Annotated in this window: 18 protein-coding genes; 10 read left to right on the top strand and 8 right to left on the bottom strand. The window is 71.5% G+C overall.

Annotated features, from left to right (window positions below):
• Positions 1 to 122 precede the first annotated feature (122 nt).
• Both ACFYWM_RS05840 and ACFYWM_RS05835 read right to left on the bottom strand, forming a co-directional pair.
• The gene (locus ACFYWM_RS05840; protein ID WP_389909126.1) at positions 123 to 1,088 is read right to left on the bottom strand and encodes a serine hydrolase domain-containing protein; all 966 of its coding nucleotides are present in this window, start codon (positions 1,086 to 1,088) and stop codon (positions 123 to 125) included.
• A 33-nt stretch (positions 1,089 to 1,121) separates the two neighbouring features.
• The gene (locus tag ACFYWM_RS05835) at positions 1,122 to 2,168 is read right to left on the bottom strand and encodes an aldo/keto reductase (protein WP_389909124.1); all 1,047 of its coding nucleotides are present in this window, start codon (positions 2,166 to 2,168) and stop codon (positions 1,122 to 1,124) included.
• 108 nt (positions 2,169 to 2,276) lie between these two features.
• On the opposite strand from ACFYWM_RS05835, the gene ACFYWM_RS05830 reads away from it, so the two are divergent.
• The 4 genes from ACFYWM_RS05830 to ACFYWM_RS05815 all read left to right on the top strand — a co-directional run bounded on the left by ACFYWM_RS05830 (position 2,277) and on the right by ACFYWM_RS05815 (position 6,495).
• On the top strand, positions 2,277 to 3,224 hold the full coding sequence (locus ACFYWM_RS05830; protein WP_389909121.1) for an AraC family transcriptional regulator: 948 nt from the start codon (positions 2,277 to 2,279) through the stop codon (positions 3,222 to 3,224).
• 176 nt (positions 3,225 to 3,400) lie between these two features.
• Positions 3,401 to 4,300 carry an aminoglycoside phosphotransferase family protein gene (locus ACFYWM_RS05825; RefSeq protein WP_389909118.1) on the top strand — a complete coding sequence of 300 codons (900 nt, stop codon included), beginning with the start codon at positions 3,401 to 3,403 and terminating at the stop codon, positions 4,298 to 4,300.
• Between the two features lie 160 nt (positions 4,301 to 4,460).
• Positions 4,461 to 4,949 (top strand): MarR family winged helix-turn-helix transcriptional regulator, encoded by a 489-nt coding sequence (locus ACFYWM_RS05820; RefSeq protein WP_389909115.1) that lies wholly within the window; start codon positions 4,461 to 4,463, stop codon positions 4,947 to 4,949.
• Between the two features lie 73 nt (positions 4,950 to 5,022).
• Positions 5,023 to 6,495: an MFS transporter gene (locus tag ACFYWM_RS05815; protein ID WP_389909113.1), complete on the top strand. Its 1,473-nt coding sequence runs from the start codon at positions 5,023 to 5,025 to the stop codon at positions 6,493 to 6,495.
• A 3-nt stretch (positions 6,496 to 6,498) separates the two neighbouring features.
• Here ACFYWM_RS05815 and ACFYWM_RS05810 read toward each other — a convergent pair whose 3' ends face one another.
• On the bottom strand, positions 6,499 to 7,350 hold the full coding sequence (locus ACFYWM_RS05810) for a DUF72 domain-containing protein (RefSeq protein WP_389909110.1): 852 nt from the start codon (positions 7,348 to 7,350) through the stop codon (positions 6,499 to 6,501).
• 160 nt (positions 7,351 to 7,510) lie between these two features.
• On the opposite strand from ACFYWM_RS05810, the gene ACFYWM_RS05805 reads away from it, so the two are divergent.
• Complete coding sequence (locus ACFYWM_RS05805; protein ID WP_389909107.1) at positions 7,511 to 8,503, top strand: superoxide dismutase; 993 nt, start codon at positions 7,511 to 7,513, stop codon at positions 8,501 to 8,503.
• A gap of 126 nt (positions 8,504 to 8,629) precedes the next feature.
• Here the strand turns inward: ACFYWM_RS05805 and ACFYWM_RS05800 are convergent, their stop codons facing one another.
• Positions 8,630 to 9,190: a cysteine hydrolase family protein gene (locus ACFYWM_RS05800; RefSeq protein ID WP_389909103.1), complete on the bottom strand. Its 561-nt coding sequence runs from the start codon at positions 9,188 to 9,190 to the stop codon at positions 8,630 to 8,632.
• Between the two features lie 225 nt (positions 9,191 to 9,415).
• Here ACFYWM_RS05800 and ACFYWM_RS05795 point away from each other — a divergent pair, with 225 nt between their 5' ends.
• Positions 9,416 to 9,913, top strand: coding sequence for a DUF1203 domain-containing protein (locus ACFYWM_RS05795; RefSeq protein ID WP_389909100.1), 498 nt, complete (start codon positions 9,416 to 9,418; stop codon positions 9,911 to 9,913).
• Between the two features lie 16 nt (positions 9,914 to 9,929).
• On the opposite strand, the gene ACFYWM_RS05790 is transcribed toward ACFYWM_RS05795, so the two are convergent.
• Together ACFYWM_RS05790 and ACFYWM_RS05785 are read right to left on the bottom strand one after the other, a co-directional pair.
• Positions 9,930 to 10,604: a response regulator transcription factor gene (locus ACFYWM_RS05790; RefSeq protein ID WP_389909097.1), complete on the bottom strand. Its 675-nt coding sequence runs from the start codon at positions 10,602 to 10,604 to the stop codon at positions 9,930 to 9,932.
• On the bottom strand, positions 10,601 to 11,851 hold the full coding sequence (locus ACFYWM_RS05785) for an ATP-binding protein (RefSeq protein ID WP_389909095.1): 1,251 nt from the start codon (positions 11,849 to 11,851) through the stop codon (positions 10,601 to 10,603). Before ACFYWM_RS05785 ends, ACFYWM_RS05790 begins: the two co-directional genes overlap by 4 nt.
• A 135-nt stretch (positions 11,852 to 11,986) precedes the next feature.
• Here ACFYWM_RS05785 and ACFYWM_RS05780 point away from each other — a divergent pair, with 135 nt between their 5' ends.
• Positions 11,987 to 13,678, top strand: coding sequence for a hypothetical protein (locus ACFYWM_RS05780; protein ID WP_389909092.1), 1,692 nt, complete (start codon positions 11,987 to 11,989; stop codon positions 13,676 to 13,678).
• A gap of 115 nt (positions 13,679 to 13,793) precedes the next feature.
• Here the strand turns inward: ACFYWM_RS05780 and ACFYWM_RS05775 are convergent, their stop codons facing one another.
• The gene (locus ACFYWM_RS05775; protein ID WP_389909090.1) at positions 13,794 to 14,132 is read right to left on the bottom strand and encodes a VOC family protein; all 339 of its coding nucleotides are present in this window, start codon (positions 14,130 to 14,132) and stop codon (positions 13,794 to 13,796) included.
• Between the two features lie 357 nt (positions 14,133 to 14,489).
• Between ACFYWM_RS05775 and ACFYWM_RS05770 the strand changes: the two genes are divergently transcribed.
• Positions 14,490 to 15,605: an aldo/keto reductase gene (locus ACFYWM_RS05770; protein WP_389909087.1), complete on the top strand. Its 1,116-nt coding sequence runs from the start codon at positions 14,490 to 14,492 to the stop codon at positions 15,603 to 15,605.
• Between the two features lie 91 nt (positions 15,606 to 15,696).
• Here the strand turns inward: ACFYWM_RS05770 and ACFYWM_RS05765 are convergent, their stop codons facing one another.
• Complete coding sequence (locus tag ACFYWM_RS05765) at positions 15,697 to 16,701, bottom strand: LacI family DNA-binding transcriptional regulator (RefSeq protein WP_389909083.1); 1,005 nt, start codon at positions 16,699 to 16,701, stop codon at positions 15,697 to 15,699.
• 250 nt (positions 16,702 to 16,951) lie between these two features.
• Between ACFYWM_RS05765 and ACFYWM_RS05760 the strand changes: the two genes are divergently transcribed.
• Together ACFYWM_RS05760 and ACFYWM_RS05755 are read left to right on the top strand one after the other, a co-directional pair.
• Positions 16,952 to 18,238: an ABC transporter substrate-binding protein gene (locus ACFYWM_RS05760; RefSeq protein ID WP_389909080.1), complete on the top strand. Its 1,287-nt coding sequence runs from the start codon at positions 16,952 to 16,954 to the stop codon at positions 18,236 to 18,238.
• A gap of 168 nt (positions 18,239 to 18,406) precedes the next feature.
• On the top strand, positions 18,407 to 19,333 hold the full coding sequence (locus tag ACFYWM_RS05755) for a carbohydrate ABC transporter permease (protein WP_389909077.1): 927 nt from the start codon (positions 18,407 to 18,409) through the stop codon (positions 19,331 to 19,333).
• Position 19,334: the final 1 nt, after the last annotated feature.

Genomic DNA, 19,334 nt, shown 5'->3' with positions numbered 1-19,334 from the left:
GGCGACGACAGGAGCGGCGAGAACGGCGAGACGCCGGGCGGCGAGGGCTCGGCGACGGCTCGGCGAGGGCTCGGCGGAACGCGGGCGGGAGTTTCCTCCCGCGTTCCCGGCAAGAGCGCGGTTCAGTGCCCGATCCCCGCCAGGATCACCTCGTCGAGCACGACCGAGGCGGTCGACTGGTCGGGCTCGTTGTACTGTCCCGCCGTGATGGCGACCACCAGGTCCAGTGCGGGCGTCACGTGGATCCGCTGGCCGCCGTTGCCGAACCCGCCCGTCCACGTGTCACCCACGTACCAGTGGTAGCCGTAGTGGGATCTCTCGTCGATCCGCACGCGCGGGCGCAGCGCCCTCTCCAGCCAGGACGACGGGACGACGCCGCCGCCCCCGTCGAGCACGAGCCGCCCGATCGCGAGGAGGTCGCGAGGGGTGAGCCGCAGCCCGGAGGCGGCCAGGGCCACCCCGTCCTCGCCGGTCGACCACTCGAAGCGCGTGATCCCCAGCGGCTCGAACAGCCTGGCACGCGCGTAGTTCTGCACCGCCCGCCCGGTGCCCTTCTCGATGAGCCGCGCCACCAGCGCGGTGGCACCCCCGCAGTAGGACCGCCGGCTGCCCGGCTCGTCCACGATCGGCCGCTCCAGGACGTAGCGGACGCGATCGGGGGCGAGCTCCATCGCGATCTCGCTGTTGGCCGCGCTCGTGTAGGGGGCGCTCTCGTCCCACTCCAGGCCGAGCGTCATGGTGAGCGCGTGCTCGACCGTGAGCGCGGCGCGCCGGGGGTCCTCGGCGAGGTCCGGATACTCGGGAAAGTGCCGTAGCAGCGGCTCGCGCGGCTCCGGCACCCGGCCGTCGGCGAGGGCGATGCCGTACAGGAGGCCGACGACGCTCTTGGTGATCGAGCGGACGTCGTGGAGCGTGCCGGGCGTGAAGCGCACCCGGCCGAGCGGCTCGTTCAGCCGGAAGTCCTCGCCCTCGCCGTAGTGCTCAAGGATCACCCGGCCGTGGCGGAGGGCGACCACGGCGTGGAGGCCGGGCAGCCGGCCCCGCTCCACGGCGAGGGCGAGACGGTCGGCGAGGGCGTCGCTGTTCATGATCCTGTTCTACGCCCTGCCACCGTGTCAGGGTCAACCCTGCGGGGTGAATTCCCACGCCCCCTGCTTGGGGAAGCGGTCGGAGTGGTCGGCCTGGATCCAGCCGGGGTACTCGACCGGGAGCGCGCTGGCGGCGTCCAGCTCGGCGAGGTCCCGCTCGGTGAGCTCCAGCTCGACGGCGGCGAGGTTCCCGGTGAGCTGCTCGGGGCGCTTGGCGCCGATGATGACGCTGCTCACGCCGGGTCGCGAGAGCACCCAGGCCAGCGCGACGCGGGCCACCTCGACCTCGTGGCGGGCCGCCACCTCGCGCAGCACGTCGATCACGTCGTAGGCGCGCTCCAGGTTCACCGGCGGGAACTGGAACTGGTTGCGGCGGGCCGCGCCGTCGCTCGTGCCGGTGCGGTCGAACTTCCCGGACAGCAGGCCGGCGGCGAGCGGGCTCCAGACCAGCAGGCCGAGCCCCTGGTCCTGGAGCAGGGGGAGGATCTCGCGTTCGATGTCGCGTGCCGCGAGCGAGTACTGGGCCTGCAGGGAGACGAACCGCGCCCACCCTCGCCGCTCGGAGACTCCCAGGGCCTTCATCGCCTGCCAGGCGGTCAGGTTCGAGGCGCCGACGTAGCGGACCTTCCCCTGGTGCACGGCGTCGTCGAGGGCGGCCAGGGACTCCTCGAAGGGCGTGATCGGGTCGATGTTGTGGATCTGGTAGAGGTCGATGTGGTCGGTACGGAGCCTGCGCAGGCTGTCCTCCAGCGACCGCATGATGTGCAGCCGCGACTGGCCGACGTCGTTGGGGCCACCGGCCGTCCGCGCGGTCATCTTGGTGGCCAGCACCACGTCGCGGCGGCGTGCCCCGAGCACCTGGCCGAGGAACTCCTCCGACTCGCCCCCGCCGTAGACGTCGGCGGTGTCGATCAGGTTCACCCCGTGGTCGAGCGCGGTGCCCACCAGGCGGTCGGTGTCCTTCACGTCCAGCGCGCCGACCGCCTCCCAGACCTGGGAACCGCGGCCGCCGAAGCTCATCGCTCCGAGCGAGATGCTGGAGACGAAGACCCCGGTGGTGCCGAGCTGTGCGTATTTCATCGTCCTGCTCCTTCCGGATTGAGGGGGGCGCTGGAACGCTATAACCGACATACATGGACAATCCATAAGAAAGAGTCCGACATATATGCGCGATCGTCCGGAGTCACCATGGACCCCCTGTCCGATGTCCTGACCCTGCTGAACGTCAGCGGCGCCCTCTCGTCGCGCTTCGAGGCCGCCGGCCGCTGGGCGCTGCGCTTCCGGAGCTACCGGCACATCAAGATCGGCGCGATCACGTCCGGCGCCTGCTGGCTCACCGTCGACGGCATGCCCGCGCTGCGGCTGTCGGCGGGCGACTGCTACCTGCTCACGGGCGGGCGGCCGTACGAGGTCGCCAGCGACCTGGACGTCGAGGCGGAGGACGGCCACGCCGTCTACCTCGACGCCCCCAACATCAGGAACGTGCGGTACGGGACCACCATCCCGGACGCGGAGCCGACCGTCATCATCGGCGGCAGCATCACCCTCGACGACATGACCGCGACGCTGCTGCTCGACTGCCTGCCCCCGGCCGTGCGCATCCCCGCCGACAGCCCCCAGGCCCGGACCCTGCGCCCGGTGCTGGGGATGCTGACCCACGAGACCTCGGCCGAGCCGCTCGGGGCGACGGTGATGATCGAGCATCTGACCCAGATCATGTTCGTCCAGGCCCTGCGCGCCCACCTGGCCGGCGAGGAGCGCATCCCGGGCTGGCTCGGGGCGCTGGGCGACCCGCAGATCGGCGCCGCGCTCACCCTGATGCACCAGCAGGCCACCCGCCGCTGGACGGTCGCCGGTCTCGCCGCCGAGGTGGACATGTCCCGCTCCAGCTTCGCCCTGCGCTTCAGGACCCTCGTCGGGCTGCCGCCGCTGGACTACCTGCTGCACTGGCGCATCCGGTCCGCGGCCGAGGTGCTGCGCGCCGGTGACCGTACGGTCTCGTCGGTGGCCGCCGAGTGGGGGTACGCCTCGGAGAGCGCCTTCAGCAACGCCTTCAAACGCGTCACCGGCCAGCCGCCCGCCCGGTACCGGACCGCGAAGCCACCCCCGCCGGCCGCCCCTCCCGTCCACGAATGACACCGGCGTACGGGCCGGTATATGAGTTGACGGGCGCGTCCCGCATCCGGTCCGATGGACGTCGGCCGGCGTGCGGCGGGCGGGGCGACCGGGTCCCCCGGCGTACGGCGGGAGGAGAACGACGAGGTTCCGCCGTGTCACGCGGTGGCCCCCGCCCGAGCCCGGGAAGGTGTCCCATGCGTGCCGCCAGGATGCATGCCGACGAGGTGGAGCACGACGTCCCCCTCGTGCGCCGGCTGGTCGCCACGCAGTTCCCGCGGTGGGCGGACCTTCCCGTCGAACCGTTCGACTCCTCCGGCACCGACAACGCCATCTACCGGCTCGGCGACGACATGGCCGTGCGCCTGCCCCGCAGGGCCGGTTCCGCGGCGCAGGTGGAGAAGGACCTGCGGTGGCTGCCGAGGCTCGCCCCGCTGCTCCCGGTGCCCGTCCCCGTCCCGCTCGGCGCGGGCAGGCCGGCCGGCGGATACCCGTTGCCCTGGTCGGTCCACCGCTGGCTCGACGGTGAGACCCCGGTCGCCGGTCGCCTGACCGAGCCGGGCCCGCTCGCCGAAGACCTGGCGGCGTTCGTCGCCGCGTTCCGCGGGATCGGCCTCCCGGACGGGCCGCCCGCCTACCGGGGCGGGCCGCTGGCGGCGCTGGACGCCCCGACGCGCACCGCGCTCGACGACCTGCGCGGGACGATCGACACCGGCGCGGCGACCGCGGCGTGGGAGGCCGCCTTGGGGGCGCCCGGGTGGACGGGCCCGCCCGTCTGGGTCCACTCCGACCTGATGCCGGGGAACCTGCTGCTCGTCGGTGGACGGCTCGGCGCCGTCATCGACTTCGGCACCGCGGGCGTGGGAGACCCCGCCTGCGACCTGATCGTCGCATGGAACCTCCTCCCGGCCGGGGCGCGCGACGACTTCCGCGCGGCCCTGCGGGTCGACGACGCGACCTGGGCCCGCGGGCGCGGCCGGGCCCTGTCCATCGCGCTCATCGCGCTCCCGTACTACAGGGACACGAACCCGGCGTTCGCGGCGAACGCGCGGCACGTGATCCGCGAGGTTCTCGCCGACCACGAGAACGCCACCTGACGAGATCCGCGTACGGGCACGCGCGGCCGGTCGGTGGGTCGGTGGGTCGGCCGGTCGGCGGGTCGGCGGGTCGGTGGGCCGGTCAGCGGCTTGGGGCCCCGCCCAGGTGCTTCCGCTTGCGGATAATCCGGAACGGTACCGGTTGGCTATGGTGGGGGGCATGACCGCCATGGCGCCCGCCCGCACCGAACCGGATCTGTCGTTCCTGCTGGACCACGCCGGCCACGTCCTGAGGACCCGGATGGCGGCGGCGCTCGCCGAGATCGGGCTGACGGCGCGCATGCACTGCGTGCTGGTCCACGCCCTGGAGGAGGAGCGCACGCAGATCCAGCTCGCCGAGCTCGGCGACATGGACAAGACGACGATGGTGGTCACGGTCGACGCCCTGGAGAAGGCCGGGCTCGCCGAGCGCCGCCCGTCCGGCACGGATCGGCGCGCCCGGATCATCGCGGTCACCGAGAAGGGCGCGGAGGCCGCGCGGCGGAGCCAGGAGATCGTCGACGGCGTGCACCGGGCGACGCTGGGCGCGCTACCCGACGACGAGGCCGAGGTGCTCGTACGGGCGATGAACCGCCTGGTGACGGGGCATCTGGCCGCTCCCGTCGAGGCGCCGCAGGGGGTCAGGCGGGCGCGGCAGCGCACAAAGTGAATCCATAGAGGATCGTCTACAACAAAACTATCTGCTACGGTCGTCCCTGTTCCCTTCCGAACAGGAGACGGCCATGTCGCACACCGCACCCTCCCCCCGGCCACCCCGCGCCGGTGCGTCCCCGTCGCGCCGGACGGCGCTCGCCGTGCTGTCCACCGCGATGTTGATGACGATCCTGGACGGCAGCATCGTGACCGTGGCGATGCCGGCCATCCAGGATGACCTGGGCTTCTCGCCCGCCGGGCTCAGCTGGACCGTCAACGCCTACCTGATCGCCTTCGGCGGGCTGCTCCTCCTGGCCGGCCGGCTGGGCGACCTCGTCGGCCGCAAGAGCATGTTCCTGGCCGGGAACGCGGTCTTCACCGCCGCGTCGCTGCTGGCCGGGCTGTCCACCGGGCCCGGCATGCTGATCGCCGCCCGGTTCCTGCAGGGGGTCGGCAGCGCCATGGCCTCCGCGGTCGTGCTGGGCATCCTGGTGACGCTGTTCACCGAGCCCGGCGAGCGCGCGAGGGCGTTCGGCGTCCTCAGCTTCACCGGCGCCGCCGGGGCCTCCATCGGCCAGGTCCTGGGCGGGGTCCTCACCGACGCGCTCAGCTGGCACTGGATCTTCTTCATCAACCTGCCGATCGGCCTGGCCACGATCGCGCTGGCGATCCGGGCGCTGCCGGGCGAGCGCGGGATCGGGCTCGCCTCCGGGGCCGACGTCATCGGCGCCGTGCTGGTCACCGGCGGCCTGATGCTGGGCATCTACACGGTGGTCAAGATCGAGGAGTACGGCTGGCTCGCGGCGCACACCCTCGGCCTGGGCGCGGTGTCGCTCGCCCTGCTGGCCGCGTTCGTCGCCCGCCAGGCGACCGCGAGGACCCCGCTGATGCCCCTGCGGATCCTCCGGTCGCGCAACGTCTCGGGCGCCAACCTGGTCCAGATCCTCACGCTGTCGGCCATGTTCGCCTTCCAGATCATCGTCGCGCTCCACATGCAGAAGGTCCTCGGGTACGGCGCGCTCGACACCGGCCTGGCGATGCTCCCCGCGGCGGTGGCCATCGGCGGCGTGTCCCTGTTCCTCTCCGCCCGGCTCAACACCCGCTTCGGCGAGCGTGCCGTCCTGCTGGCGGGCCTGGTGCTCCTGTTCGGGGCGATGGGCTGGCTCACCCGCGTACCGGTGGACGCGGACTACGTCACCGACCTGCTCCCGGTGATGCTGCTCGTCGCGGGCGCCGGGCTGGTGCTCCCGGCGCTGACCGCGCTCGGCATGTCCGGCGCCGGGGCCGACGACGCGGGCCTGGCGTCCGGGCTGTTCAACACCACCCAGCAGATCGGCATGGCGACCGGCGTCGCGGTGCTGTCCACACTGGCCGCCTGGCGTACCGGGGAGCTGCTGACCGCGGGAGAGAGCGGGGCGGCCGCGCTGACCGGCGGCTACCGGCTGGCCTTCGGCATCGCCGCCGCGCTGCTCCTGGCCGCCTTCACCGTCGCGCTCGTCGTGCTGCGGCAGCCCGGACCGGGCACCGCCGCCCCGGACGGCCGGGCCCGCCACCACGGGTAGCGGTCAGAAGAGGGTCAGCGGCTCGGCGGGGACGGGATCGGGGAGCGGCTCGATCCCGGGCAGCAGGGCCCGTACGTCGTCGTGGAAGCGGCGGGCGAGCTCCGGCGCCTCGGCGTTGTCGGGGGTGTGGACGAACACGGTCGGCGAGCGGCCCTCGCGCAGCCACCCGGCGACCGTCTCGGCCCAGTCCCGCCAGCCCTCGACCGTGCTCGCCGTGTCGTCCCTGCCCAGGTAGCGGACGATCGGGCGGTCGGTGAGCGCGACCGACCGGCGCGGCATGCGCGGCTTCTTCGACCACGCCTCCCGCTCGGCGTCGCTGGTCGGAGGGCTCCGGAAGAGGGTGGTGGTGTCGAAGGGCACCCACTCGGCACCGGCCCCGGCGAGGACCCCTTCGAGGAGCCGAACGGAGCGCGGGTCGTCGAAGAACGCGCGGTGGCGGACCTCGACGGCGTACCGGTGCGAGCGGGGCAGCCCGCGCAGGAAACCGGCCAGGGTGCCGAGGTCGGTCGGGCCGAACGATCCCGGCAGCTGGATCCAGAGGGTCTGAGCTCGCGGTCCGAGCGGTTCGATCGCCTCCAGGAACGAGCGAAGCTCCTCGTCGACGCCGGTGAGACGGCCCTCGTGCGTGATCGTCCTGGGCAGCTTGACCACCAGGCGGAAGTCGGGGCCGGTCTGCCGCGCCCAGGATTCCACCGTGCCCCTCGACGGTGTCGCGTAGAAGGTCGTGTTGCCCTCCACCGCGTTGCACCAGGTCGCGTACGCCCGCAGGCGCTCCCCGGGAGGGAGCGGATGGGGCAGGAAGCGTCCCTGCCATGACGTGAGAGACCACATCGCGCATCCCACATGAAGCCGCATGACCCGACGTTACCCAAGAACGGCGGGGCGTCCGGCCGGGGGGCGTCTTGGTCAGGCGCGCTTTACGGGAGCACTACAACCGGCCGTCATACGGTAGATCCACTACCCAAGCGGGCATTCGGGTAAATCATCGTACTCGCGACAGATGGGATGTTCATCAATGAAGGTGGCATTTCTCCTAGCAGGGTTCCTCACCGTCCTCATGGCGGCCCCGGCCCCGGTCTCGGCCTCGGCCGCGACGGCCGGGACCGGATCCGGGACCGACGCGTCCACGACCTCCGCCCCCTCCGCCTCCTCTTCCTCCTTCGGGAAGCGGGCCTATCCCACCGAGTTCCCCCTTCCCGACGGCTTCCAGCCGGAGGGGATCGCCATCGGCCCGGGAGCGGCCGCGTACTTCGGCTCACGCGGGACCGGCGCGATCTACCAGGCCGACCTGCGCACGGGCAAGGGCCGGATCATCAACCCCGGACCGGGCACCCCGTCGCTCGGCCTCAAGGTCGACGCGCGCGGCAGGCTGTTCGTCGCGGGCGGCACGGGCGGCGACGCCCGCGTGATCGACACCCGGAGCGGCAGGGTGCTCGCGAGCTACCGGCTCGCCACCGGCGCCGCGTTCGTCAACGACGTCGTGCTCACCCGCGACGCGGCGTACTTCACCGACTCGACCAATCCCGTGCTGTACAAGCTGCCGTTCGGGCGTGGGGGAGCACTGCCGGGCGAGGCGGTGCAGGTGCCGCTGAGCGGGGACATCGCCTACACGACCGGCATCAACGCCAACGGCATCGCCCAGACCCCCGACCGCAGGGCGCTGCTCGTCGTCCAGTCGAACACCGGCAGGCTGTTCCGGGTCGACCCCTCGACCGGTGTCGCCACCCTGGTGGACATCGGCGCCGAGTCGCTGGTCAACGGTGACGGCCTGCTGCTGGAGGGCCGCGTCCTCCACGTCGTGCAGAACCGCCTGAACACCCTGACGTCCCTCTCCCTGGACCGCCGCGCCACCTCGGGGAAGGTCGTCCGCAAGCTCACCGACGGCCGCTTCGACGTGCCCACCACCGTCGCCTCCTTCCGCGACCGCCTCTATCTCCCCAACGCCCGCTTCACCACCACTCCCACCCCGACGACCCCGTACGACGTGGTGGCCGTCGAGCGCCGCTGACCGTTCTCCCCCGGCCCTTCCGGCACTGGGCGGGGCGGGTGGGAGCGGGATCGCAGGCGGTCGTCCGCTCCCACCCGCGCGGTCGGTGGTGACCCGGCTCCGCCGCCCGAATACGTCACCCGGGCTTCAGGACTCGCGGCCGAAGTCGACGTCCTTGGTCTCGACCGTCCCGGCGGTCCGGCCCGGTGCCGTCTGGTAGGTCCAGTACAGGTTCGTGTGGGTGATGACCAGGTCCGGCGACGGGGCGCCCCACTCCGTCTGGTCCTCCGTCGTGTGGGCGTCGCTGACGAGGGTCGCGTCGTATCCCCTGGCGAACGCGCCGTGGAGCGTCGAGCGGACACACTGGTCGGTCTGCGCGCCGACGACGACAAGCCGCCCGACGCCGAGGCCGGACAGCACGCTCTCAAGGGTGGTGTCCTCGAAGGCGTCGCCGTAGCCCTTCTCGACGAGCGGCTCGGCGCCGTCCGGAACCAGCTCGGGGACGATCCGCCAGCCGTCGCTCCCCCTCGCGAGGTCCTCGTCCGAGTGCTGGACCCAGACGACGGGCACCCGCTCCCGCCGCGCCCTCTCGACGAGGCCGCCGATGTTCGCGACGACCACGTCGCGCTCGTGGGCCCCCTCGACGACACCGTTCTGCACGTCGATGACGAGGAGGGCGGTGTTCGGCCGGTTCTCGAGTGTGGTCATGGTCTTCCCTTGCTCGCGCCGGAATCGTGTGCCCGCTCACGGTAGGCACGCCCACCGACAGAAAGTCTCCTCCCCGGCCACCGGGCGATGACACCCACCCGCTCGGGGGCGGCACCCGAGCGGGCCGGGAGCAGGGGTTCGTCCCGGCGAAGGACGCCGTCCGTGCTCACAATCAGGGCCGATTCCCGCCAGCGTGCCGGGAGGCGTACAGCCGACCATGGACCCATGAGCACTTTCCGCACGTTCGCCATCGAGGCCGAGGTCGTCGCAGAGCTGCGCGTCCGCGACGACGCCGGGCGTCCGCCCCGGATGGTCACCGACACCGAGGGCGGCTCACCGCTGCGGTGCTGCCTGCGCCGTAGCCTCCCGGGGGAGCGACTCGCCCTGCTCGCGTACGCGCCGCTGCGCCGGTGGGGGGCGCGGACCGGGGGCGATCCCGGCCCGTACGAGGAGGTGGGCCCGGTGTTCGTGCACGCCGAGCCGTGCGAGGGGCCGGGCGGGACGGGCTTCCCCGTCGACATGTGCGGTGAGCGGCGGGTGTTCCGCGCCTACGACGCGAGCGGCGCCATCCTCGGCGGGCGGCTGGTGGACCGGAACGTCAGCCGCGACGCCACCGCGGCGGAGAGCGTCCTGGCCGAGCAGTTCGCGGACCCCGGCGTGGCGCTGGTGCATGTGCGGGCGGTGGAATTCGGCTGTTTCCTGTTCGAGGTGCACCGCGCCTGACCCCGCGCCTTCCGTGCTACGCCTCGCCCGCGGGGGCGGCGATGCGGTACCCCACCCCGGGTGTCGTCGTGATGACCGACGGGCTGCCCAGCTTGCGGCGCAGCCTCCCGATGGTCACGGTGACGGTGTTGGTGAACGGGTCGGCGTTCTCGTCCCAGACCTGCTCCAGGAGGTCCTCGGTGCTCAGGAAGCCGGGACCGGCGCGCAGCAGGGCTTCGAGGAGCGCGAACTCCTTGACCGAGAGGTCGAGCTGGCGGCTGTCGCGGGTGACCGTGCGGCGTACCGGGTCGAGCTCGATCCCGGCCGCGCGCAGCGTCCGCGCGCGGGCGAACGGACGGCGGCGGGCCAGGGCGTGGACGCGCAGGACCAGTTCGGGGAAGTGGAAGGGCTTGGCGAGGTAGTCGTCGGCTCCCAGGGCGAGACCACTGACCCGGTCCCCGGGAGCACCGGCCGCGGTCAGCATCAGGACCATCCCGCGGTCGTCCCGTTCGGTGATCATCTGGCACAGGACGTCGCCGTGGATCCCGGGCAGGTCACGGTCGAGCACCACCACGTCGTACGCGTTGAGATCGAGCTTCGCCGCGGCGGCCAGGCCGTCGTGGGCGACGTCGACGGCCATGCCCTGATCCCGCAGCCCCTCGGCCAGGACCTCGGCGAGCGGGCGCGCGTCCTCCACCACCAGGACCCTCACCCGGCACCGCCTTCCGGCGCGGGGGCCGATGGCAGCGAGACGGTGACGCGCAGGCCGCCTTCCGGCCGGGCGTGCAGGGCCAGGACGCCGTCGTGCGCGCTGACGACGGCCGCGACGATCGACAGGCCGAGACCGGCGCCGGTCTCCGAGCCGGTCCGGTCGGCGACGAGCCGCCGGAAGGGCTCGGCGAGCCGGGCGACCTGCGCCGGGTCGAGCACCGGCCCGTCCGTCTCCACGACCAGCCGCACCGAGCCGTTACCGGTCCCGTCTCCGGTCATGGTCCTGGTCGAAGTCGTGGTCGTGGTCGAGGTCCCGGTTGCGGTCGTGGTCCCGGTCGTGAGCCGGATCGAGCCGCCGTGCCGGTTGTGGACGACCGCGTTGTCGATCACGTTGTTCACCAGGCGAGACAGCAGGGGCGGGCTGCCCCGGGTCCACGCGGTGTCCTGGATGTGTGCCTCGACGGTCAGCTCCCTCTCCGCGATGTCCGTCGCGCGGGCGGCCAGTGATTCGGACACCAGGGTGCCGAACGCGACCGGGACGCGGTCGTGGAGCTCGCCGTGTTGCGCGCGGGCGAGGTCGAGGAAGCCTTCCAGAAGGCTGTCGACCCGGTCGAGTTCGGTGCGCAGCCGGTCGGCGAGCGCCAGCGTCTGCGCCGGTACCGGCCCCGGCTTGGCCACGGCCACGTCCAGCGACGCCCGCATCGTCGTCAGCGGTGTCCGCAGCTCGTGGGAGGCGTTGGCGACGAACCGGCGCTGGGCGGCGAAGGACGCCTCCAGGCGTTCCAGCAGCCCGTCGACGGTGTCCGCGAGATCCTTGACCTCGTCGGCGGGACCCGGCACGGCCAGCCGTTCGTGCAGGTTCTCGGCCGAGATCCGCCGTGTCGCCACGGTGATCGTCCGCAGCGGGCGCAGCACCCGACCGGCCACGGCCCTGCCCAGCGGGAACGAGATCGCCGCCATCACGACCAGCGCGATCACCGAGCCCACCAGGAGCTGGCGCGACTGGACCGCGTGGACCTCCGAGAGCTGCGCTTCGAGCTGGTGGACGCGTTCCTGCACATGGGCGAGACCGGGCCGCGGGACGGGCGAGGTCTGGCCGGGTACCGGCACCGTGCTGCCCGCGCCGGCCAGCAGGTTGGTGAGGGTGAGCAGCCCCAGGCCGGACAGGAGGAACAGGACGGCGTACAGGATGGTGAAACGCTGCCGTACCGTCCGCCTCGGTAGCGCGGGGCCTCGCGGCTCGCTCATCGGTCCTCTCCCGTTCGCGCACGCACCTTCAGGGCTTCCAGGTCTTCAAGGCTTCCAGGATGCGGCACCCGACCTAACAGCGGTGTGACAGCGACGGTTCGGCCCGTGTTAGGGCCGGAACCGTAGAACCGGCCCATGCGAGAGACCCACGAAGTCACCACCGGACCATCCCTGACCGCACGGGTGCGGCAGGAGTGGGCGAGGTTCCGCACCCGAGGCCGGATGACCGCCATGGCGGCCGCGATCCTCGTCACCGTCCTGCTCGGACTGCTCCACGCGATCCTGCTCGGCAGCGGCTCCCACTGCAGCGACGGCCCGGTGGAGATCCCCTGTCCCACCGCTCCGGTCGGGCCGCACGGCCAGGCGGTGAGCGACACCTTCTACTTCGTCCACCAACCCCTGGGCGAGAACGGCAGCATCACCGTCCGCGTGACGTCCATGACCGGCATCATCACCTATCCGCCGCCCGGCCACGACGAGATCGTCCCCGGCCTCGTGCCATGGGCGAAGGCCGGCGTCATCATCAAGGACGGCACCGCACAGGGTTCCTCCTACGCGGCGCTGATGCTCACGGGCTCGCACGGCGTACGGATGCAGCACGACTACGTCCACGACACGGCCGGACGCGCGGGCGGCGTCTCGGCGAAGGCGCCGCGCTGGCTGCGCCTGACCCGCTCCGGCGACACCATCACCGGCCACGAGTCGGCGGACGGCACGCGATGGACCAGGGTCGGCACCGCCCGCCTCACCGCGCTGCCCGAGATCGTACGGGTCGGCCTCTTCGTCGCGTCCCCGGGTGACCTGACCCTCAGGCCCGTAGCCCTCGGCGCGGGCCTCCCGGAATCGCGCTTCACCCAGGCCACCGCCACCTTCGACCGCGTCAGCGTGGAGGGCGGCACGTCCACCGGCGAATGGGACCGCGGCAGCGTGGGCGAGATGGGGCACACCGACTGGGAGAAGTATCACCGGGCAGCCGGGCTCGCCGAGTCGGACGGCGTGTTCACCGTCACCGGAACCGGTGACATCGGGCCGAGCGGCGCCGAGGGCGGCCACCCCGTGGAGAGCGGCCTCGTCGGCCTGGTCATCAGCCTGATCATCGTGCTCGTGGTGGCCGTACGATTCGTGACCACCGGGTACCGGCCGGGCGGGACCGGAGTCGCGCCCGACGTCACGTCCGATGCCACGCCCGGCGTCGCGCCCGATGCCTCGCTCATGGCTACGCCTGGAGCCACGTCCGATGTCGTACCGGATGTCGCACCTGGCGCCGCGCCCGGTGTCGCGCCGCTCACCGGCCGGACGCTGGTGGCGAAGGCCCTCGTGGTCGGCGCGGTCACCTTCCTGGCCGGGCTGGTCGCCGCGGCGGTCGTGGTGTCGGCCGGCCCGAAGGTCCTTCGTGCCAACGGTCTCGGCGTCGTCACGGTGCCGGCTCTCACAGGACTGCGGGTCGTCGTCGGCGTCGCGGCGCTGCTCGCGCTCGCCGCCGTCCTCGCGCTCGCCGTCGGCGCGCTGCTGCGTCGAACCTGGACGGCGGTCCTCGTCACGATCTCGGTGGTCGTCCTGCCGTACCTCCTGGCGGTCCTGCCGCTCCTGCCCGACGAAACGGCCAGGTGGCTGCTCCGCCTCACACCCGCCGCAGGCTTCGCCGCCGAACAGACCCTCCACGAACATCCGCAGACGGTCGCCCACTACGCGCCCTCGGCGGGCTACTACCCGCTCACCTGGTGGGCCGGGCTCGCCGTGCTCTGCGGTTACGCCGCGGTCGTCCTCGCACTGGCCGGCTTCCGGCTACGCGGGAGCGTTCCGGCGTCACGACCACGCTGGAGATAACGGCCCGCCACCAGGGGTACGGCGGCACCGTGATCAGGAAACGCGCGGCCACCACCAGCCGCCGGCCGAGCGCCCTTTTCATGATCGATAACATGGTGACCTGGCGTGATGTCCCTCAGGGAGCGCCGCCGAACCCGATCTCGTTCCCGTCGGGATCGCGGTAGGTGGCCTTGCGCACGCCGTTGGAGTAAGTCTCCCGCTCAACGGGTTCGAGTCCTCGCTCGGCGATCCGCGCCACGAGGGCGTCGAAGTCGTCGACGAAGATCGTGTGCATGGCGTGACCGGCGTGCTCGGGCCGCTGCTCGATGAACACGGACCGATGTTCCGCGAGTTCCCACACCGCCTCCGTGTCACTCGCGACGAACGTCGGCGGGGAGCCCAGAAGCTGTTCGTACCACTTCAGGGCCGTCGCATACTCGGTGACCGGAATTCCTGCGTACAAGTCGAGGGCCATGCCGTGATCTTAAGGAATCCCCGACTCCCGCGCGGACCGGTCTTTCCTCGCGTCGCAAGCGCCCGGCGCAGCCGAGAACGGCGGCTGCCGTACCGGCTCATGCGCATCCCGTTGAATCCTTCCAGCCGGTATTTCCGCCGTGGAATCCGAGAGCCTCGAATTCCTGACATCCCGCTTGCGAACCGGCCGGAGCCTGAGCCTGAGCCGTACCGGCCACGAGCCGGGGGTCGCCTGAGAAACCGGCCTGTCACGCTCGCGAGACCTCGAATCACGCGGGCGGGACGGTCGGAGAGAGGATCGTGCAACGACCGGCGCGGATCGGTCTACTGCTGACCGCGTGGCTCGCGCTTCGATGGGATGACCGTCCCCACACGCATCGGAGCCACGCTCATGCCGCTCGATCACTACGTCACCCTCGGCCGGTCCGGGTTGCGGGTCAGCCCGTTCGCCCTCGGCGCGATGACCTTCGGCGAGGACCCTGGAGGTGCCGGGTGCGGTGTCGAGGAGTCGGAGAAGATCCTGACGACCTACCTGGACCGCGGCGGGAACTTCGTCGACACCTCGAACTTCTACACCAACGGCCACTCGGAGAAGATCCTCGGCGACTTCTTCGCCGCCCGTCCCGGACTGCGCCGGCACGTGGTGCTGGCGTCGAAGTTCTTCACCAACCTCTTCCCCGGTGACCCCAACGGCGGCGGCGCGGGCCGTTCGTCGATCGTCGCCCAGCTCGACGAGACCCTGCGCCGCATGCGCACCGACTACCTGGACCTGTACTGGTTGCACAACTGGGACCGGCACACACCGATCGAGGAGACGCTGCGCACCCTCGACGACCTGGTCCGGGCCGGGAAGATCCGCTACATCGGGTTCTCCAACACGCCGGCCTGGGTCACCGCCCAGGCCCAGACCACGGCCCTGCTGAAGGGGTGGACGCCGCTGATCGCGCTGCAGGTCGAGTACTCGCTGCTGGCACGCACCGTGGAGGGCGAGCTCGCCCCGCTCGCGCTCGACCAGGGCATGGCGCTGGTGCCCTGGAGTCCGCTGAAGAACGGCTTCCTGTCCGGCAAGTACCGGCGCGGCACCCGGGTCGACGACTCCGCCCGCACCGCCTTCGTCGGCGGCCCCGGCGAGGAGGAGTTCACGGTCATCGACGCCGTCGCCGCCGTCGCCGACGAGCTCGGAACCACGTCCGCGGCGGTGTCGCTGGCCTGGCTGCGCGCCCGCGAGGGCACCGTGGTGCCCATCCTCGGCGCCCGGCGCGTGGAACACCTCGACGACAACCTCGCCGCCCTGGAGGTGACGCTCACCCCCGAACACCTCCGCACGCTGGACGAGGTCTCGGCTCCGGCCCTGAACTACCCGGCGCCGATGCACGGCGCGCTGCGGGCGATGCTGCAGTTCGCGGGGACCACCGTCGACGGTGAGACGTCCACCGTGTACCCACCGCTGCTGCAGAGCGACGTCCGCTACTAAGCTCCGCGACATCCCGCGACATCCCGCGACATCCCGCGACGGAGCGGGCCGCGGACCCCGGAGGGCTGGACGGGTGACCGCGGGCCGAGGTCTACCCGGTGGAGCCGCGGACGACCAGCGGGGTGGGCAGGATCCTCGGGAGAGGGGTGACGCCTTCGTTGATCATCGTGATGACCGCCGCGGCCGCCGCCGTACCGAAGCCCGCCTTGTCCTGGGCCAGCGTCGTCAGCCCCGGCGGCACCAGCGCGGCCAGCTCGATGTCGTCGAACCCGACCAGCGCGATGTCCTCGGGCACCTTCAGCCCCGCCTCGGTCACGGCCCGCAGCGCGCCGATCGCCATCTCGTCACCCGCGGCGAACACCGCGTCGGGCGGCTCCTCCAGCTCCAGCAGGGCACGCATCGCGGCGTGACCGCTCGCCAGGTAGAAGTCGCCCTCGACGACCAGCTCCGGCCTGTGCTCCAGGCCGAGCGCGGCCAGTTCCTCCAGGTAGCCGCGCAGCCGCTCCGCGCCCGGCCTGGTGCGGGCCGGGCCGGTGATGGTGGCGATGACCCGGCGCCCGGTCGCGTGCAGGTGGCGGACCGCCTCGCGCGCCCCGCCCGCGTTGTCGGAGGTCACGTAGGTGGTCCGCGGCCCCTGGACGGGCCGGTCGAGGGAGACGCACGGCACCTCCGACGCCGCCAGCGGCTGGAGCGAGGGGTCGGCCCTGCCGTTGTCTATGAAGACCACGCCGTCGAGGTTGTGCCTGCGCACGGCGCGGAGAAAGCTGTCGGGCGTGCCGTCCTCGCTGGTGGCGAGCATGAGCAGGTGATAACCGCGCTCGCTCAGCGCGGTCTTCAGCCCGATGAGGATCTCCTGGAAGAACGGGTGCCGCCAGCCGGGGCGGCGGTGGTCGGTGTCCCAGATCAGGCCGACCATGTGGGATCTCTTGGTGGCCAGGGTGCGGGCCGACTCGTTGGGCAGGTATCCGATGCGTGCCGCGGTGCTGAGAATGAGCTCGCGGGTCTGGGCGTTCACCACCTCGGGGTTGTTGAACACGCGGGAGACAGTCGCCGACGACACCCCGCAAAGGCGCGCCAGCTCTCGAATCGTTGCCACGGGCGTACGGTATCGCATCTCGCTGAAACCGGTTTCATGTAACCGGTTGCATGGAAGTTATGTGAGTGCCCACGTCATGTCAACCCATCCCGGTGGATTTCCGGCGCGTGACGTTTCTGTGACTTGACGGGGGGCGGCGGCGTTCTGTGGAATGTCCCACTGACAGGCCGATGCCGCACCGTTGCCGCGGGGCTCGGCCTTCTCGTCGCATCTCGCAGTCACCCTTCCTCTCCCCTCGAAGGAGTTCCAGGTGTCTGCTGGACGAACCCGTCTCGCCGCCGGAGTGCTGGCCGTCGGCATGCTCGCCGCCGGTTGCGGCGGCTCCCCCTCCACCGGCTCCACCGGCTCCACATCGGCCGGCGGCAAGATCACCCTGACCCTCAACCTGTTCGGGAACATGGGCTTCAAGGAGCTCTACGCCAAGTACGAGGCCGCCCACCCCAACATCAAGATCGTCGAGAGGACGTCGGCGTACAACGACCACCACCGCAACCTCGCGGCGCACCTGGCCACCGGCAGCGGCACCGCCGACATCGAGGGGATCGACACCGGCTTCGTCGCCCAGTTCAGGAACCAACCCCAGCACTTCGCCGACCTGCGGCAGCACGGCGCCGACCAGCTCAAGGACCGCTGGCTGCCGTGGAAGTGGGAGGCGTCGCTGGCCAAGTCTGGGGCCCAGATCGGCTACGGCACCGACGTCGGCGGCCTGGCCATGTGCTACCGCCGCGACCTGTTCGAGAAGGCCGGGCTGCCCACCGACCGTGACGAGGTCGCCAAGCTCTGGCCCGACTGGACGTCCTATTTCGAGACCGGCAAGCGCTACACCGCCAAGAAGCCCGAGGGCGCCGCGTTCTTCGACGGCGGCCCCCAGGTCTTCAACGCGATGGTCGGCCAGGCCGAGACCGGCTACTACGACACCCAGGACAACGTCGTGGTGGCCACCAACCCGGCCATCCGCTCCGCCTACGACGAGGTGCTCAAGGCCGTGGCCGACGGCCAGTCGGCCAAGCTCGTCGGCAGCTCGCCCGCCTGGAACACCGGCTTCGCCAAGAGCCAGTTCGCCACCATCGCCTGCCCCGCCTGGATGCTCGCCAAGATCCAGGACCAGGGCAAGGACTTCGCCGGGCAGTGGGACGTGGCCGCCATCCCCGGTGGCGGCGGCAACTGGGGCGGCTCCTACCTGACCGTCCCGGCCCAGAGCAAGAACCTGAAGGAGGCCGTGGCGCTGATCGCCTGGCTGACGGCACCCGAACAGCAGATCGAGGTGTTCACCAAGCACGGCATCCTGCCCTCCACCGTCGCCACCTACGACAAGCCCGAGGTGACCGGGCTCAAGCACGAGTTCTTCAACGACGCGCCGATCGGAAAGATCTTCACCACCGCCGCCCGCAACCTCAAGCCGCAGTACCAGGGCCCGAGGGCCGGCGACATCCAGACCGCCATCCGCGACGCGATCAACCGCGTGGAGGAGGGCAAGCAGGACGGCGCCGAGGCGTGGACGCAGGTGCTCGGGGACATCGAGCGCATCAGCAAGTGACGCGCGCCGATCCGTGAGAGCCGGGCGGCGGCGGGAGGTCAGGGCCCGCCGCCGTCCCCCTTCCCCCGAGGAGCCGACCGTGACCTCCGCCAAACCCGTCGCTCCCCTCCAGGAGCCGGCCATGACCCCCGTCTATCCCGTCGCTCCCCTTCCTCCCTGGAGCCGACCGTGACCTCCGTCAGATCGGGCCCCCGGCGCCGCTGGGCCTACCAGCTCGACGTCAAGGGCTCGCCGTACCTCTACATCGCCCCGTTCTTCCTGCTGTTCGGCGCGGTGGGCATGTTCCCGCTGCTGTACACCGCCTACGTCTCCCTCACCGACTGGAACCTGCTGGACCCGGCGCGCGAGTGGGTGGGGCTGGCCAACTACGCCGAGCTGCTGGCCGACGACTACTTCTGGAACGCGCTGTTCAACACCGTCAGCATCTGGCTGCTGTCCACCGTGCCGCAGCTGCTGGCCGCGCTGTTCATCGCGCACATGCTCAACCGCAGGCTGCGCGCCCGCACGCTGTTCCGGATGGGCGTGCTGCTGCCGAACGTGACCTCGATCGTCGCGGTCACGATCATCTTCGCCCAGCTCTTCGGCCGCGACTTCGGCATGGTCAACTGGGCCCTCGGCCTGGTGGGCCTGGACCCGATCGACTGGCAGGCCGGCACGCTCTCCTCGCACGTCGCGATCTCGCTGATCGTCATCTGGCGGTGGACCGGCTACAACGCCCTCATCTACCTGGCCGCCATGCAGACCATCCCCGAGGACCTGTACGAGGCGGCCCGGCTGGACAGCGCGAGCCAGTTCACCCAGTTCTGGAAGATCACCGTGCCGATGCTCCGTCCCACGATCATCTTCACCGCCGTCGTGTCCACCATCGGCGGCTTCCAGATCATCGCCGAGCCGCTGCTGTTCCAGGCCGGCACCGGCAACCCGACCGGCGGCTCGGACCGCCAGTTCCAGACCGTCGGCCTCTACCTCTACGAGCAGGGCTTCAGCATGTACGAGTTCGGCTACGCCTCGGCGATCGCCTGGACACTCTGCATGATCATCGTGGTCATGGCGCTCGTCAACTTCGCCATCACGCGCAGGATCAGGAGCAGCTGAC

Source organism: Streptosporangium sp. NPDC002721 (assembly GCF_042888905.1).
GTDB lineage: Bacteria > Actinomycetota > Actinomycetes > Streptosporangiales > Streptosporangiaceae > Streptosporangium.
Note: the sequence above shows the minus strand (reverse complement) of the source record. Positions and strands in the feature narration are given on the sequence as shown.